14 protein-coding genes are annotated in these 15641 nt (G+C 40.4%); 6 read left to right on the top strand and 8 right to left on the bottom strand.

All coding sequences use genetic code 11. The features are described from left to right. Nucleotides 1–101: 101 nt before the first annotated feature. Nucleotides 102–473, bottom strand: a complete 372-nt coding sequence (locus ACZ5QV_RS15410; protein WP_464600631.1) for a hypothetical protein — start codon at nt 471–473, stop codon at nt 102–104. A gap of 242 nt (nt 474–715) precedes the next feature. Here ACZ5QV_RS15410 and ACZ5QV_RS15405 point away from each other — a divergent pair, with 242 nt between their 5' ends. Beyond that, nucleotides 716–1531: an IS5 family transposase gene (locus tag ACZ5QV_RS15405; protein WP_464599682.1), complete on the top strand. Its 816-nt coding sequence runs from the start codon at nt 716–718 to the stop codon at nt 1529–1531. A 23-nt stretch (nt 1532–1554) separates the two neighbouring features. Here the strand turns inward: ACZ5QV_RS15405 and ACZ5QV_RS15400 are convergent, their stop codons facing one another. Beyond that, a complete protein-coding gene (locus tag ACZ5QV_RS15400) occupies nt 1555–2631 on the bottom strand; it encodes an AAA family ATPase (RefSeq protein ID WP_464600630.1) in 1077 nt (358 codons plus the stop codon). Nucleotides 2632–2816: 185 nt separating this feature from the next. Between ACZ5QV_RS15400 and tnpC the strand changes: the two genes are divergently transcribed. Next, nucleotides 2817–4379, top strand: coding sequence for an IS66 family transposase (gene tnpC / locus ACZ5QV_RS15395; RefSeq protein WP_464600617.1), 1563 nt, complete (start codon nt 2817–2819; stop codon nt 4377–4379). On the opposite strand, the gene ACZ5QV_RS15390 is transcribed toward tnpC, so the two are convergent. The 4 genes from ACZ5QV_RS15390 to ACZ5QV_RS15375 are packed head-to-tail and all read right to left on the bottom strand — an operon-like array spanning nt 4330 to nt 5509. Beyond that, nucleotides 4330–4734, bottom strand: a complete 405-nt coding sequence (locus ACZ5QV_RS15390) for an ATP-binding protein (protein ID WP_464600629.1) — start codon at nt 4732–4734, stop codon at nt 4330–4332. The two genes, tnpC and ACZ5QV_RS15390, sit on opposite strands and share 50 nt — an antisense overlap. 46 nt (nt 4735–4780) lie before the next feature. Beyond that, complete coding sequence (locus ACZ5QV_RS15385; RefSeq protein WP_464600628.1) at nt 4781–5017, bottom strand: hypothetical protein; 237 nt, start codon at nt 5015–5017, stop codon at nt 4781–4783. A gap of 24 nt (nt 5018–5041) precedes the next feature. Next, a complete protein-coding gene (locus ACZ5QV_RS15380) occupies nt 5042–5248 on the bottom strand; it encodes a hypothetical protein (RefSeq protein ID WP_464600627.1) in 207 nt (68 codons plus the stop codon). A 24-nt stretch (nt 5249–5272) separates the two neighbouring features. Continuing rightward, entirely contained in the window at nt 5273–5509 is a 237-nt protein-coding gene (locus tag ACZ5QV_RS15375; RefSeq protein WP_464600626.1) for a hypothetical protein, read from the bottom strand. A gap of 177 nt (nt 5510–5686) precedes the next feature. Between ACZ5QV_RS15375 and ACZ5QV_RS15370 the strand changes: the two genes are divergently transcribed. Then, nucleotides 5687–6819 (top strand): IS630 family transposase gene (locus tag ACZ5QV_RS15370; RefSeq protein WP_464600625.1). Its coding sequence is split into 2 segments (ribosomal slippage): nt 5687–6113 and nt 6113–6819, totalling 1134 coding nucleotides; the frame shifts between segments, so codons are not numbered across the junction. Nucleotides 6820–6915: 96 nt separating this feature from the next. Continuing rightward, nucleotides 6916–9858, top strand: coding sequence for an FxSxx-COOH system tetratricopeptide repeat protein (gene fxsT, locus ACZ5QV_RS15365; protein WP_464600624.1), 2943 nt, complete (start codon nt 6916–6918; stop codon nt 9856–9858). A 205-nt stretch (nt 9859–10063) separates the two neighbouring features. Here fxsT and ACZ5QV_RS15360 read toward each other — a convergent pair whose 3' ends face one another. Next, nucleotides 10064–10324, bottom strand: coding sequence for a hypothetical protein (locus ACZ5QV_RS15360; RefSeq protein ID WP_464600623.1), 261 nt, complete (start codon nt 10322–10324; stop codon nt 10064–10066). Nucleotides 10325–10537: 213 nt separating this feature from the next. Between ACZ5QV_RS15360 and ACZ5QV_RS15355 the strand changes: the two genes are divergently transcribed. Continuing rightward, entirely contained in the window at nt 10538–11194 is a 657-nt protein-coding gene (locus ACZ5QV_RS15355; protein WP_464600622.1) for a flavodoxin family protein, read from the top strand. An 851-nt stretch (nt 11195–12045) separates the two neighbouring features. Here ACZ5QV_RS15355 and ACZ5QV_RS15350 read toward each other — a convergent pair. Beyond that, nucleotides 12046–12204, bottom strand: a complete 159-nt coding sequence (locus ACZ5QV_RS15350) for a hypothetical protein (RefSeq protein WP_464600621.1) — start codon at nt 12202–12204, stop codon at nt 12046–12048. 417 nt (nt 12205–12621) lie between these two features. Here ACZ5QV_RS15350 and ACZ5QV_RS15345 point away from each other — a divergent pair, with 417 nt between their 5' ends. Next, on the top strand, nt 12622–15162 hold the full coding sequence (locus tag ACZ5QV_RS15345; protein ID WP_464600620.1) for a U32 family peptidase: 2541 nt from the start codon (nt 12622–12624) through the stop codon (nt 15160–15162). The last annotated feature ends 479 nt before the right edge of the window (nt 15163–15641 follow it).

The raw sequence follows: 15641 nt of genomic DNA, 5'->3' as shown, positions 1-15641 counted from the left end.
GGAGGAGAACCTCTATATAGCATGAAAGTACTGGCTACTTTCATTTTTTTGTGCATGTTATTCTAAAAATAACATGTATGTTTTTTATGATATTTTGAAGTTTAAACCCTACCAATTACTACTTTCTTCATAAGGTCCTCAGATTGTTCTTGATTTAAACCAAAAGCATCCAAATATATTTTGTTGATTTCGCTCTTTTTTTGTTCTGGAGTTTTTTCTTTCTGCTTTTTTATTTTGTTGATCTCATAAATTAATCTTTTAATATTTTCTTTAACGTCTTCGGCGTCATCAATCCCTAAATATTTGGCAAATGTTCCAAGGTTCTTCTCACTATATAATATTTTATTAAAGAACCATTCGTCATTTTCAAGAATTTCATATATTTTAAACAAAAGCGGGTTGAATTTTTTGTTTTGCTTACATGCTACTTTAATTAACATGTATTCAGCATCTTCTTTACTTAATCCTGACATTTTAAATAATTCATGTCCAATGTCATGAGGTTTACATTGATTTAATTTTCTAAGAGGCTGTCTGAATATTCAAACCATTTCTACATTTGGGTAATAGGCATTGTTGATCTTCAGCTAACACAGCAAATTAATTTAGTCATACTTATCTACTCGATGTTTAAAATCAAATTCATTGGACATCATAATTAAAATTGAGTGGGTGTAATATAATTAAATAATACTTGCACCCAAATCATTTGTTGATGCCAGAACAAAATGAAAGACTGCCTTACCCGAGTGATTTATCTGATGAAGAATGGGAACTACTTAAGCCGCATATCCCAAATTCCAGAAATAATCGAGGTCGAAAGCGTGTTCATTCTTATCGGAAAATATTGAATGCCATATTCTATTTGCTACGTTCTGGTTGTGCATGGAGAATGTTACCACACGAGTTTCCACCGTGGAAAACTGTTTACCACTATTTCCGTCTTTGGAGGATCAAAGGAATTTGGGAGCGCATAAATGCTGCGCTGAGAACTAAACTGAGAGTTGCAAATGGCAGAGAACCAGAACCAAGTGCAGCGATTATAGATAGTCAATCAGTCAAAACCACAGAAACACCTGGAGTGCGCGGCTATGATGCTGGCAAGAAAGTCAAAGGGCGAAAACGCCACATTCTGGTGGATACAACAGGGTTACTATTGACGGTTGTAGTTCATGCAGCGAATATTCAGGATCGAGATGGAGCTAAACTTGTTCTGGAACGAGTTAATGGGACATTCTCTCGATTGCAGCTTATTTGGGCTGATGCTGCTTATGCTGGTAAACTGATTGATTGGGTCAATATTACGTGCAGTTGGGTTTTGGAAATCATAAGGCGTAAGGATGATGTCAAAGGTTTTCAAGTACTTCCTCGCAGATGGGTAGTAGAACGTACATTTGGATGGCTGGGTCGATATCGGCGTTTGAGCAAAGATTATGAAGGATTGACAGAGTCCAGTCAAGCCTTCATCTATGCTGCTATGATCCGTGTAATGAGCAAACGACTGGCTAAGATAGAACATTTAGAAAACTGAAATGTGAATATTTAGACAGCCTCTTAGACTTTAGACATTTGACGGTTTAATGTTACCGTTTTTTGGTCCAAATACGTGAGTACTATCCCAATTGTATAATCAAATTGAATTTTAAGACACGCTCTAAGATAACTCATTGCAGTATCTGAATCTTCTTCTAATTCTTCACACATTTTTTCAAGACGATCATCATCATTCATTATCTCTGTTAATACCCATTTTTCGGGAACTAATAATTCGTCTGTTAAACGGAAACAATTTCCATAATATCCATCATCACTGTTGGGGATCTCTTTTTTCATATATTTTTTCATATCGTCTCTGCTCACATCTCCATCAAATACTCCTAAGTATTTTTCTGGAAGAGTACTTTTTACGTGGGCTCCACATTGAGTAGCAACTTGATTATTATCACCGACTCCAATTACATTGACACGTCTTTTAAGCTCAGGGGATAAAACTGTTTCAATCATTCTTTCTGCGAAAGAATATTCAAATTTATCCTCACAATAAATTATTAGTTCAGCTAGTGTATTTCCTTGAAGATACCCCATTGCAAATCTTGTTGTTGGAGCTTCTATTACTTTGTGAGTGGTACTGTTTAAACGCTGGATCAATACTCTAGAAATTCGCGGGACGCTGTTTATAAAGGCTCTTGAATGGCTGGATACGATAACTTGAAATTTTTTCGAGAATATTATTTCTTGTAATTGTTTTGCAAATTTCTGTTGAGCTTCTGGATGAAGTCCAAGTTCAATTTCTTCAATAACAATAAGTGAACCCGTTGGAGCTTCTTGAAGATAATAAAGTAGTTCGATTAATGTGTCCTCTCCAGCACCCATGTTAAAACTGGTGTAAGTAGATCCATAATGACAACTACGCAATGTATATTTATCAGATCTTGTAATTTCAGCATCTTCATATCGTCTCCCCAAGATCTCACAAAAAATGTTTCTAAATGTATCATTCAATTGTATACTTCTATGCTGGGTTCTAATCACTTTAAAATGGCTGCGTAATACATTTTTTTCTATTGCAGGGAGAATACGTGATGCACCAAAATAATGAACTGGACGTTTAGGTCTCGTTTCGTATTTCATCCATTTTTTAGTTTGTTTGCGGATTTTTTTTGTGTTTTTATTTCTAGCAATCTCTTCTCCATATTTCCAAATAATTTCGTATCTATTCAGCTACCTCTGTTTCTAACTTATATTTCGTATAAACTCAACAATTACTTTTTTCATATAGATTAATATAAAAATCATCGGATTTTGGAATGAGGTTTATGAAATGTGAAGAGATTCTTACTCAATGCCGTTCAGACCCTGAATCCATTGTTTCATATATTGAGGATCTTGAGTCTCGGTATGAAGATCTTGGATCTCGGTATGAAGATCTTGGATCTCGACACGAAGAGCTTGAATCTCGGTATGAAGATCTTGGATCTCGACACGAAGAGCTTGAATCTCGATATGAAAATCTTGAATCCGAAAACACCGAACTTCGAGAAAGACTTAATGAGTTAGAATCTCGCCTAAAAAAGAATAACCAAAACCAAAAAAGAAATCGACTTCCCTCTACTAACAATTCTACTGATAAAATACCTCAATCAAAAGGTTCACAAAAAGGAAGTTTTAGACGTCCTGGCGGCCAAAAAGGGCATCCTGGTTCTACATTAAGGATGATTAAAAATCCTGATAAAACAATCATTTATAAGCTACATAAATGTGAACATTGTGGTTGTAACATTGAGAAGATTGAAGTTATAAATTACGAGAAGAGACAAGAATTTGAAATAATTGTAAGGCGTAAAGTGACCGAACATCGTGCTGAGATCAAAAAATGTCCTTATTGTAACCGCAAAAACAAAGCTGCTTTTCCGAAATCAATTACAAAACCTGTCCAATATGGCAATATGGTTTTAACAATTGCAATTTACCTCCGAAACTACCAATTGATTCCCTATGACCGAATCAAGAAATTATTTAAAGATGCCTTTGGATTTGATATAAGCGTTGGTACAATAATTAGGGCAGAAAATAAGTTATTTCACAAGTTGAAAGGTGCTACAAACCACATCAAGAAGCAACTGATAAAAGAAAATGTCATCCATGGTGATGAAACTGGAATCGACGTTGGTGGTCAAGGGGAATACTGCCATTTAATCTCTACAAAAAAATATACATACTATTTCCATAATAGGAGTCGAGGATCAAAAGCAATGAATAAAATGGGATTGTTGCCTAAATATAGAGGAATTATAGTCCACGATTTCTGGAAACCCTATTTTAAATACAAATGTGAACATGCGGCATGTAATGTCCACATTCAAAGAGAACTTAAAGACATTTATAACATATTCAAGCAAGTGTGGGCTGAGGAGATGTCTGATCTCCTATATGAAATTAAAAAATGCGCAGACTTTGCCAGAAAACAGGGCATACAAATAGATGAAGATACGCTCAAGACCTTTAAAGAAAAGTATCAGTCAATACTAATGAAAGGATTTGAGGACAATCCTCCACCTGAAATCTCGAAAGACAATGGGGTTAAAAGAGGAAGAAAAGCGCAGAGCGATGCAAAAAATCTCCTTGATAGACTTTCAAAGTATGAAAAAGAAATCTTGAGGTTTGCTACGGATCTAAGAGTTCCTTTCAGTAACAACCAAGCAGAAAGAGATCTCAGAATGATAACAGTTCAGCAAAAAATATCGGGAGATTTTAGGAAACCCCATGGAGCAGATGTTTTCTTTAGAATTAGGGGATACATATCTACACTAATAAAGAATAATATACCTACTATAAGTTCACTTCATGCGGCGATTGAAAATGTGCCACCCTTACCCTGAATAGATACATAATTTCAACTCCCGTAATATTAGGGTCTTTTGCACCTTTAAAGAAGAAATCAACGAATGTATAGTGGCCCTTTTCATTTCTTGCTTGATAACTGTGAAAAATATCATCTGGCGTATGGAAAGCTAACGCAGCTAAAGCTAATAGTGTTGTTTTCCCACTACCATTTTGCCCACATATTACAGTAAGAGGATAATTAAAATTAATCTCAAGATTAGTAATTCCTCGTAGTCCAGGTTCACCTGTTATGGAAATGCCCTTTAATGCAGGGAATTTAAATCCAGTAGAGGGGCTTTCCCACCAATCTTTTAATTTACGTTCAGTGTCATTTAATCTGCAACCTGGCATAATTTAACCTTTTTTTATTTTTTGTATACAGTCGTAACAGAGTTATTTATTTATATATACCTGTTTCTCTTCGTTTTTTCTGAGTCTTCTGTGGTTTTGTTTTTCCCCTTTCTCCTCTTCCCCCCACACCCCCCATCACCTCTATCCTCATAATTATCTTGCAATCTGTGGTTTTGTTTTTCCCCTTTCTCCTCTTCCCCCCACACCCCCCATCACCTCTATCCTCATAATTATCTTGCAATCTGTGGTTTTGTTTTTCCCCTTTCTCCTCTTCCCCCCACACCCCCCATCACCTCTATCCTCATAATTATCTTGCAATCTGTGGTTTTGTTTTTCCCCTTTCTCCTCTTCCCCCCACACCCCCCATCACCTCTATCCTCATAATTATCTTGCAATCTGTGGTTTTGTTTTTCCCCTTTCTCCTCTTCCCCCCACACCCCCCATCACCTCTATCCTCATAATTATCTTGCAATCTGTGGTTTTGTTTTTCCCCTTTCTCCTCTTCCCCCCACACCCCCCATCACCTCTATCCTCATAATTATCTTGCAATCTGTGGTTTTGTTTTTCCCCTTTCTCCTCTTCCCCCCACACCCCCCATCACCTCTATCCTCATAATTATCTTGCAATCTGTGGTTTTGTTTTTCCCCTTTCTCCTCTTCCCCCCACACCCCCCATCACCTCTATTCCCTTGAAAAGACCAGATTTTTGCCGTTTCCAAAAATATTTCCGGAAATATGCTTTTTTCCAAACCGCTTTTTGAGATGATTTTTGACAAATTAACAACACTTATATCATAAATTCGTAACATGGTTATATTAAAAAGTCATCTCACTCAATTTAACTTAAAAGTTGTCGATTCTTCTGAGAGGTAACATGCCTAGTGTCGCGTCATGCGTAAAATGACGTAACAGATATATTGCATGTTGTTCATATGAATCCCAGAGGATTTCTTATGAATAAATACACTGTGACACTTGCTGAAGATGAACGTAAAGATCTTTGTGAACTTGCCTCAAAGGGCAACCATAACTCACATAAAATTATCAACGCTCTTATCTTGCTTGGTTGCGACAAAGGTGAATGGAATGACAAACATTCAACCAACGAAGAAATCTCACGTGTCCTGAATATAAGCATGAGAAAAATTGATCGAGTTAAGAAGCGGTTTGTTGAAGAGGGTCTTGAAGCTACCCTTAACGGAAAAAAAGGAAGCCGCATTTACAAAAAAAAAGTTGATGGTGATTTTGAAGCCCATTTACTCGCCTTAAGTTGCAGCGAACCACCCGAAGGTTTTGCAATATGGTCTTTGAGGTTGTTAGCTGATCAGGTTGTAGAGCTTGGCTATATTGATAATATTTCTCATGAAACCGTTCGACGTGTTTTAAAAAAAACGAAATTAAACCCTGGCAACAGAAAGGATGGTTAATTCCACCGAAACAAAACAGTAGCTTTGTTGCAAATATGGAAATGGTGCTTGATGTTTATAAGCGTCCATTTGATCCACTAAATCCTGTTGTATGTATGGACGAATCTCCAAAACAACTGATTGCAGAAACAAGAATTCCTGTCCCGGGTTCACCCGGGAAACCAGCCAGGTATGATTACGAATACAAGCGTTGTGGAACGTGCAATATATTCCTTGCCTGTGAACCATTGGCAGGAAAACGCATGGTAAAAATTACCGAAAGTAGAACCAAGCGAGATTGGGCTTGTTTTCTGGAAGAAATCGCGGCTCAATATGAATACGCATACAAAATAACGCTGGTAATGGATAATCTAAACACACACATTCCTGGATCTCTTTATGAACAGTTTTCGCCAGAGAAGGCGAAGGCACTATGGGATCGGTTTGAGTTTGTGTACACCCCAAAACATGGAAGCTGGTTGAATATGGCAGAGATTGAATTGAATGTGCTTACAGGTCAGTGCTTAAAAAGGAGAATTGACAACATCGAGTTTGTTAGGAAAGAGGTATTGGCTTGGCAAAAATTCAGAAACAACAAAAACTCGAAGGTTAATTGGCAATTCACAACCGAGGATGCAAGAATAAAATTATCGCGTCTTTATCCGACACTTGAGGATTGACGCGACACTAGATTTACAGAAATTGAAAATATAATCTTAAAAAAATATATTTTGGATCCGAAGTTATCTAGCAGCCTTGCTTTAATTCGTGGGGTGATGGAAAGTATCTGGGCAAATGACGCACCAAGAATAGTGCAGAACTACACGGATCATGGTGTAGAGCATAGTGAAAGAATTGCTTATTTTGTAGACAAGTTGCTCAAAGTAAATCCAAATGCTGAATTTTTGGAACCGGAGATCTACTTACTTCTAGCAGGCGTTTATTTGCATGACATCGGAATGCAGTGCGATATTGTCAGGTATCCTGAAATAAAGGAAAGAGCCGAGGATTTAGGCGCAAAGTTCGATAGAGAATTTACTTCCGAAACAACAAATGGATATTCCCCAGAAGAGCAGAACGAAATTCGTAAAAATCATCATTATCTTTCCGCAGCCTGGATTGACTACCTGTATGAAAAAAATGATTCGGTGCTATCTCCATGGATCAAAAGTGTACCTGATGATCTCGTGGATGATTTAATGGATGTATGCAAATTCCATTCTAAGTTGTCAATTGATGATTGTTCCGATTATTTCACTTATTATCCAAACAGCCGCAAAAAAATGGTTGCTGCACTTTTACGTTTTGCGGATGAACTTGATATAAGCAGCAAGCGCGTAAAAATTGAAACGGTAAAGCTTTTTTCTATAAATCCAGATAACGGTGTATACTGGTGGTTACATAACTATACAAAAGTTGATTTTGTCGATTTGAATAAAGTTCTTCTTAATGTGAGGCTGCATCCTGAAGACTTTAAATCATACGGTTCCTTCGTGCGTGAAGAATACATCACTCATTTTAAAAGCAAAAATCAGCCTGTCTTAGAAGTTATGATTGAGCAAAAGATTTCTTTAATAATCGATACCAATTCTGATGTTGTGGAACACAGACGTGCTGAAAAGTTCCCTCCTGAGATAACGGCTGTTCTGGACAAAATGATACAAAAAGGTGATTCACCTACTAATTCTCAGATTCCGTTTATTAGTGAATATTCTGGTTCCGGTTCCACATCCATTGAGTCATCTCAGCCTAACCAGGAATCAAAATCCACGAAATCAAATGTACCATACCTACGGAACCACTTATTCACTGGTAGAGATGATAAGTTATCACAAATTCATGAAGTTCTCCTGTCAAAAAAGGTAACGGCTTTATCGCAACCAATAGCAGTTTGTGGACTTGGGGGTATTGGAAAAACTCAAACTGCAATTGAATACACATATCGTTATCTTGCGGAATATAAATTCGTTTTTTGGGTAAAGGGTGAGTCTGAAGATTCAATTATTTCAGACTACGTATCTGTTGCAAAATTTCTGGATCTTCCAGTTAAAAATGACGCTGATCAATCCCTCGTTGTTTCTGCCGTAAAAAACTGGCTTAGAACCAATGAAAATTGGTTGCTGGTTTTTGATAATGCCGATGAACCTGAAATTGTGAAAAACTTCCTGCCTTCGAATCCGAAAGGACACATACTGCTAACTTCAAGGGCACAATTATTTGACAATCTGGGTATCACAAGTCCAATTATAATGGAAAAAATGCATCCCGATGAAGCACGGAAGTTTTTCACCAAACGTACTGGACGTAAAAACTTAGAATCTTCGGAACGTAAAGCACTTGAGGAACTTACATCTGAACTTGATTATCTTCCATTGGCTATAGAACAAGCTGGAGCTTATATTAAAAAAGTGAACAGTAGCTTTGCAAATTATCTCACCAGTTACAAAAAACGTGGATTAAACTTATTGGAACAATTCAAAGTTGTAGCAGACAAATATCCAAAATCAGTAGCTACTACCTGGCTTTTGAACTTCGAAAAGGTGGAGCAAATTTCAAAAGCTTCAGCAGAAATATTATATGTAAGTGCTTTTCTAAAATCCTCTAATATCCCATCTGAGATTTTTATCAAAGGGGCACAGGAACTGGGCCCTGAAATCTCTTCAGCCCTAGAAGACGTTGAAAATGACCCTCTGGTTTTTGATGAAATTCTTGAACCCCTTACGCAATATTCCTTAATCACTCGTGACACTGATAAGCAAACATACGACATTCACAGACTCGTACAAGCAGTGCTAAAGGATGGGATGAATGAAAACAAGCAGCAGCTCTGGGTTGAACATGTTGTAAAAGCTGTAAATCTTGCATTTCCTGAAGTCGAGTATAAAAATTGGGAGCTTTGCGACAGACTTCTTCCCCATGCACAGACCTGTGCAGAACATATTAAATGGTGGAACATAGAAACTGAAGACTCTGGGAAATTATTAAATGCAGCCGGAAAGTACCTGCATAAACGTGCACGTTTTAAGGAAAGCGAGTCACTTTTGACAGGTTCATTGAATATTCGAAAAAAAGTGTTAGGACCCAAACATTTGGACATATCTGAGAGTCTCAACAATTTAGCAGAACTTATCAGAGATTTGGGCAGGTATTCAGAAGCTGAAATACTAAATATGCGTGCATTAGAAATCCGAGAAAATGTTTTAAATCCAGAAGATCCGGTTATAGCAGAGAGCCTTGATAATTTAGCTCTTGTTTATAGTGCTCTTGGTCGTTATTCCGAAGCCGAACCTCTGTGTGCCCGTGCCCTTGAACTCACCGAAAAGTCCCTTGGTCCTGACCATCCCGATGTGGGTATTCGCCTTAACAATTTAGCTGCTGTTTATAGTGCTCTTGGTCGTTATTCCGAAGCCGAACCTCTGTATATCCGTGCCCTTGAACTCACCGAAAAGTCCCTTGGTTCTGACCATCCAACTGTGGGTACTTGCCTTAACAATATAGCGATATTTTACCATAAACAAAATAAGTATCGTAAGGCTAGACTCTATTATGAAAGAGCAATTAAAGTTATGGAAAATACCGGAGGAGAAAATAGTCTTAAATTCGTTGACCTTTTTGAAATGTATGCTTCTTTGTTGATAAAGATGAGAAAGAATCGTGAAGCTACAAAAATAAACAATCAGGCTAAAAGAATACGTTCGAAAATCGAAAGGGAAAAATAAGTAAGTTCAACTTAATCATCTATCGTTTTTCTGATTCTCTTTGTTTGATTTCCGATACTTGGATTTCTGCTTACTCTAATCTGTGGCCAAAAAATAGATGTCCTGAAAAACCTATTCAGATTGCCACTCTGTTTTTGGTCTTTTTTTATTCCCCCTTTCCTCCTCCTCCCACCATCTCTACACTACCTATCCCTCATTAGAGAGGTTATTTTATCTCGCCGCCGATTTTTCCTTCCCTCCTCTCCCCCCTGCAACCCCTCTTACCTCCTCTCCCAAAAGAAGCTCTCATATTCTCGCCGCCGATTTTTCCTTTCCTCCTCTCCCCCCTGCACCCCCCCTCACTACCTATCCTTTCTCGCCGTTTTTTATTCCCTTTCCTCCTCTCCCCCTCACTACCTATCTCTGAAAAAACCACATCTTTTTTTTTCATTCCCTTATCCCCGCCGCGTTTTTTGCACTTCTTCATAAAACCCAAAACAGGGACAGAATAGGAGATAGAAATGGTGAAAAAAACGGAGGTCGGAATATATATAGAAACTCAAAAAAAAGAGGGCCGAAGGCCCCGCCAAAAAATATATATAAATCTCAAAAAACAGGAAATGTAATCTGATTAGATACTTATTCCGGCAGCCCCAATGAAAATATATCAAAAACCGAACATCAATTCGGAGGGGAAATCATGAAAGTTCTAGGAGTGTCGGGGTCGCCAATCCCGAATGGGAACACGGACCGGGCCTTAAAAACAGCTCTTGATGCCACCGGCCTGGAAACCGAATTTATAAAGCTTGTAAAATACGATATCAAACCATGTATAGCCTGCCTGAAGTGTGTTGAGACAAACGCCTGTGTGTTCGAGGATGACGGGAACCTGCTGGCCGAAAAAGCTAAAGAAGCGGACGCTTTGATTATCGCAGGATTTACGCCTTATTCATCCCTTGACTCGCGCACGAAAACCTTTATCGAGCGGCTTTATCCCCTGCGCCATAAGCACGGGTTTATGCGAGGAAAACCGGGGGGAATAATAATGACTTCGGCCATTCCCGAAGGATGCGAAATGCTGCCGAATGCTTTTGAAAGCGGCATAAACGCTGTCATGTACTATATGATGGAAGAAGGAATGAATTTAATAGGCTCGGTAAAGGTGCTTGGAAACGTGCCCTGTATAAAGTGTGGGGAAAGGGAAAAATGTGATACGAGCGGGCTGAAAATGATGTTCGGGCCGGAAGCAACGGCTGAATCTGTGGGAGTCAACAGGTTTGAAGATCAGGCCGAAGCTGTGAGGGATGCAAAAGAACTGGGCCGGAAAATAGCTCAGGCCCTTTTGAAGAAAAAGTAAGGTCTGATTTCTGGATCTGAAATAAAACCCGCCGCCGTTTTCTATAGGAATGGTGAAAATATAATTACAGGTTTTATTTTGGGAGTTGTTTTATACTCATACATGTTGTGTTTTTGTGTAAGGGGGTGTTTGGTGTGTGTGCATTCAAACCACGGAACACACGGAATACACGGAAAAATAATGCAGGAAGACAACAAGTACAGTTACTCTGGCGTTTTTCAGTCCTCTTGAGCTCGCAAAGCGAGCGAAAAGGACCCCGTGCTGTTGCACTTGCAGTGCAACTCCCAGGAAATCTTTGATTTCCTGTGATCCCGAAGCGGAACTCGGGTGCCGAAGCGGAACTCGGGTGGTTAAGGAATGGTAAACAAAAATACTTGATATTATATTTGACTCACTCCATAGTAATCTCTAATTCCGGAAAACCCCTGCCCGTTTTGTACATTTTCAAAAAAAAGTCCCGGGGATTTTTTGAAGCTATTTCCCAAAAAGGATAGTTTCTCATAATTTTGGAGAATTGCCGGGGGCCGGTATGAATAAAATAAATATACTTAATACCTTTTACGACCCAACACTTGAATAAATACATATAATTGAAGTTACGGACATTTCATGTCCGTTTTGTAGAATATTCTGAAAAAACCCCCGGGCCTTTTGCGGGTGACCTGCCCAATCCGGCAAGATTCTTAATTAATAGGAGAATAATAAAAGGATGCCTTTCAGTAAAAAACAATTGAAAAAAAGAGGGAGTCCGATTCATCCCGTGTCTTAATCGTGGGATTCCTCGATTCTCCACACACCCATAATTTGAACACTTTCTTCATTCGGCGAAGGTTTTTTGAAAAAGAGTTGGCTTATTCCGAAGCCCCTTCTGCATATCCTTCTTTAAATTCTTTTCCTTCTCCTCTAAACTTTGCATCAGCATACCTTTCATGAAGTTCTTTTTTGTCAATTTTTCCACTGGCCATGTCTTTTGCCGAGTTCTTTCCTTCATTTTTTGTGTTATGTGTCATATTTTTGTAACCTCTATTAATGTATCATGCTCATTTTCAAATGAACATTATAAACAATATCATTTTTGAAATACTTATACATTACTGTTTATTTTTATATATTGTGAAGGACGAAGGAATTGTTTTTCATCATCATCTGGAACAAGGCCGGGATAAAAATTGTCCACTTTCAGACACGTTCTTCTGAATTCTATCAGCACTTTTAGACACTGTCTGCCCAATCAGGAAAGCCTGTTATCCGCCCGCCGACATCATTAATATATATTAGAAATGATTATATACTCAAACATAGATATATCAGAAAACCATCCCCTTTTATAGGTAGACTCTCTTTTACGGATTTAAAATCATCAAATTCACCAGAATCACCCATTTTCACTTTTCCTAAATAGAAAACAATCATAAGAGCTGATATAATTGAATAAAAACCTTACAAAATGTAACTCCCCGGAAATCCTGGCTCCTGCCGGGGACTATGACGCTTTTCTTGGAGCTCTCAAAGGCGGGGCCGATGCAGTTTACCTTGGAATTGGGGAATTTAACGCCCGTCAGGGCGCAAAGAACTTTAACGTCCGGGAACTCAAAAAAGCAATCGATCTGGCTCATTCCCGTGGAGTCAGAGTCTATATCGCATTCAACATTCCTCTCAAGGAAGAAGAACTCCAGCCTGCCCTGGATGTACTGGACCAGGCCTACACTGCGGGCGTTGACGCAATCATTCTCAGAGATCCGGGTCTTTTCAGGCTCCTGAAAGAGGCTTTCCCGGACCTGGCCTTACATGCCAGTACCCAGATGACGATCCACAACAAAGCCGGGGTCCGGTTTGTGGAGGGGCTCGGAGCTTCAAGGGTAATCGTATCCAGAGAACTTTCCACAAACGAGCTTAAAGAAATCGTGGATTCCGCAAATATCGGAGTCGAAATCTTCATCCATGGAGCTCTCTGTTACTCCTACTCCGGAAAGTGCCTCTTCAGCAGTTTCGTAAGCGGTAGGAGTGGAAACCGGGGGGCCTGTGCTCAGCCTTGCAGGTGGAGGTACAAACTTATGGTGGACGGCGAGCCGCAGAACAAGGTTATCGGGGGAGATTATCCCATAAGCTGCGCCGAACTTTTCACCCTTCCGGGCCTCGACAAAATCGTGGCAACCGGAGTCGAGAGCCTGAAAATTGAGGGACGGATGAAGAAGCCCGAATATGTAACCGGCACCTCGGCCATTTACAAAGAGGCGGTAGAGCGGATCAGCAAGACCGGAAATTCCCTGAACCTGGAAGAACTTGATCGGAAAAAAACAGAGCTTGCAAAGCTTTTCTGCAGAGGTTTTACCGGGGGCTTTGTTCTTGGAGAGCAGGAAGTCACCCATCTTGAGTACAGCACAAACTACGGGGTTTACCTCGGGAAAGTCGTAAAAATTTCCCGCACCTATCCTCACGCCCGGATAACCCTTACCCTCATGGAAGATATCCAGGTAGACGATGGGATAGGGATTCACACCCAGGTCGAGACTAAAACCGGGATGCTCGGTTCATCAATAAACGGCATAATTTCGAGAGACGATTCGCGCCTGGAAAGGGCTTATAGAGGGGAGAAAGTAACCCTTGAGATCAGCCCCAAAACCGGAAAGGTCGTCAGTCTTCAGGATGAGGTTTTCCTCACAACGGACAAACGTTTCCTGTCAAAGCTTAAGGACCTTAAATTAGACCCCCTGCTCGTAAACATTAAGGTCAGAGCCAAGAAAGGGGAGCAGCTTAAGATCACGGTCGAAAGCCCGCTTGCGGGCCGTGTGGAGTTTGAGGATGAGTATGTTGTTCAGCCTGCCCAGAAAGCCCCCACAACCGAAGATAAGATAAGGAAAGCAATGGAGCAGCTCGGGGATACTCCTTACGAGGCGGGGTCCGTTGAGATAGATGCCGATGAAGACATCTTCATCCCTATCGGGGCTCTTAAAGGTGCAAGGCGACAGGCTATGGACCAGCTGCTGGTTCAGGCCATGAACTTAATTCCAAAGGAGCCGCGAAACCCGCAGCTTTCGAACCTTACCGGCCTGTGCAAAAACGATACCGATGCTGAAACTTCTCCGAATGTTCCCACAGGACTAGCTTCCGCAAAAAGCCTTCAAAGCCATCAGGGCCCGCGTCTGAGTGTCGAGGTAAAAAACCCGGAGGGACTTCTCCAGGCCACGGACGGAAAAGCAGACATTATTTACCTGCCTGTTAAAAAGTTCTATGACCTGACTTCTGCCAGGTACCAGATTAAACTGGCTTCCCTGCTTGAAAAAGGGCTTGAGATCGTCTTTAATATCCCGCAGGTTGCCCACAATAAGGAACTCAGAGCCCTTACCCCTCTCCTGAAGGAGATAAAGGAGGCCGGTTTTACTGTTGGATGTGCTGATTTCGGGGCCGTACAGCTTGCAAAGGAGCTGGAGATTCCCTTTGTCGCCAGAAAAGACCTGGTCGTCTTCAATTCTTTCACGGTCGATACTTTCAAAAAAGCTGGAGCTTACAGGGTCGGCCTTTCAAGTGAACTGAACCTGAAGGAGATTCGGGCCGTTTACGAGGCCCTTGAAGCCTGCGGTAAAGCCGAAGAGCTTGAAATTACGGCCCACGGCCGGGAACAGATGCTTGTTACTGAACACGATCTCCTCAGGCCGCTTATTGACCAGAATATTATGAAAATGGACAGTGAGGCCTGTCTCCTTGACCACAAAGACCAGAGCTTCCCCATAAAACGCTGGGGCACCCGGACAATTATCTACAATTCAAAGGTGCTTTCCATGCTGGAATACATTGAGGACCTGAAATTGAGCGGCGCGGATGTGCTGAGACTTGACCTCACCCTAACCGATGAAAAAGACATAAAGGATATTGTAAGGGCGTACAGGCAGGCCCTTGATGGAAAGAAAGGAAAGCTGAAAAAAGCGGATGTGGAATATAATACAGGGCATTATTTTGATGGGATATAATTCCCGAGTTGCGCCACCCGAATTTCGCTTCGGCACCCGAGTTGCGATTCGGGAGCCCGCGTCCGTTTCGCCCGCTTCGCGAGCTCAAGCAGACTATTAACGTATATTTAATAAGTGACCCACCCAATCTGTCTACGTATATTGCATAAGTGGTGCAGGTTTTTAAGGGGCGGGCCGGTTTTCTGATTGGCCTACAATTCTCCCTTTTCTTTTTTCTTCAGTGGTCTTCAACCCTTTAACCCCCCTTTGTTTTTGAAAACATATTCAATAAAACGCGGGCCTTTTTTATTGAATCGACCCTTTGTCCCGGCGCCCTCAACGGTCAATGCAGGGGTCGGTTTTTTTGAAATGAATTACAAAACCGAGGTCCGGTTAATAACCCCGGCTCTCTACGGGAGGACCCAGCACCTGAACACCTGGTAAATTTACCTGACATGCACAAGGATTTATCTATTAGTTTTTTTATATACTGTCATTGT

Source organism: Methanosarcina baltica (assembly GCF_055394095.1).
The sequence above is the reverse complement of the archived record's forward strand: the minus strand, read 5'-3'. Positions and strand labels throughout refer to the sequence as shown.

What these genes read in the sequence shown, in the direction of transcription:
- ACZ5QV_RS15410 (WP_464600631.1), bottom strand. Translation starts at nt 473, where the DNA reads ATGTCAGGATTAAGTAAAGAAGATGCTGAATACATGTTAATTAAAGTA.
- ACZ5QV_RS15405 (WP_464599682.1), top strand. Translation starts at nt 716, where the DNA reads ATGCCAGAACAAAATGAAAGACTGCCTTACCCGAGTGATTTATCTGAT.
- ACZ5QV_RS15400 (WP_464600630.1), bottom strand. Translation starts at nt 2,631, where the DNA reads ATGAAATACGAAACGAGACCTAAACGTCCAGTTCATTATTTTGGTGCA.
- tnpC (WP_464600617.1), top strand. Translation starts at nt 2,817, where the DNA reads ATGAAATGTGAAGAGATTCTTACTCAATGCCGTTCAGACCCTGAATCC.
- ACZ5QV_RS15390 (WP_464600629.1), bottom strand. Translation starts at nt 4,734, where the DNA reads ATGCCAGGTTGCAGATTAAATGACACTGAACGTAAATTAAAAGATTGG.
- fxsT (WP_464600624.1), top strand. Translation starts at nt 6,916, where the DNA reads ATGGAAAGTATCTGGGCAAATGACGCACCAAGAATAGTGCAGAACTAC.
- ACZ5QV_RS15360 (WP_464600623.1), bottom strand. Translation starts at nt 10,324, where the DNA reads ATGAAGAAGTGCAAAAAACGCGGCGGGGATAAGGGAATGAAAAAAAAA.
- ACZ5QV_RS15355 (WP_464600622.1), top strand. Translation starts at nt 10,538, where the DNA reads ATGAAAGTTCTAGGAGTGTCGGGGTCGCCAATCCCGAATGGGAACACG.
- ACZ5QV_RS15350 (WP_464600621.1), bottom strand. Translation starts at nt 12,204, where the DNA reads ATGACACATAACACAAAAAATGAAGGAAAGAACTCGGCAAAAGACATG.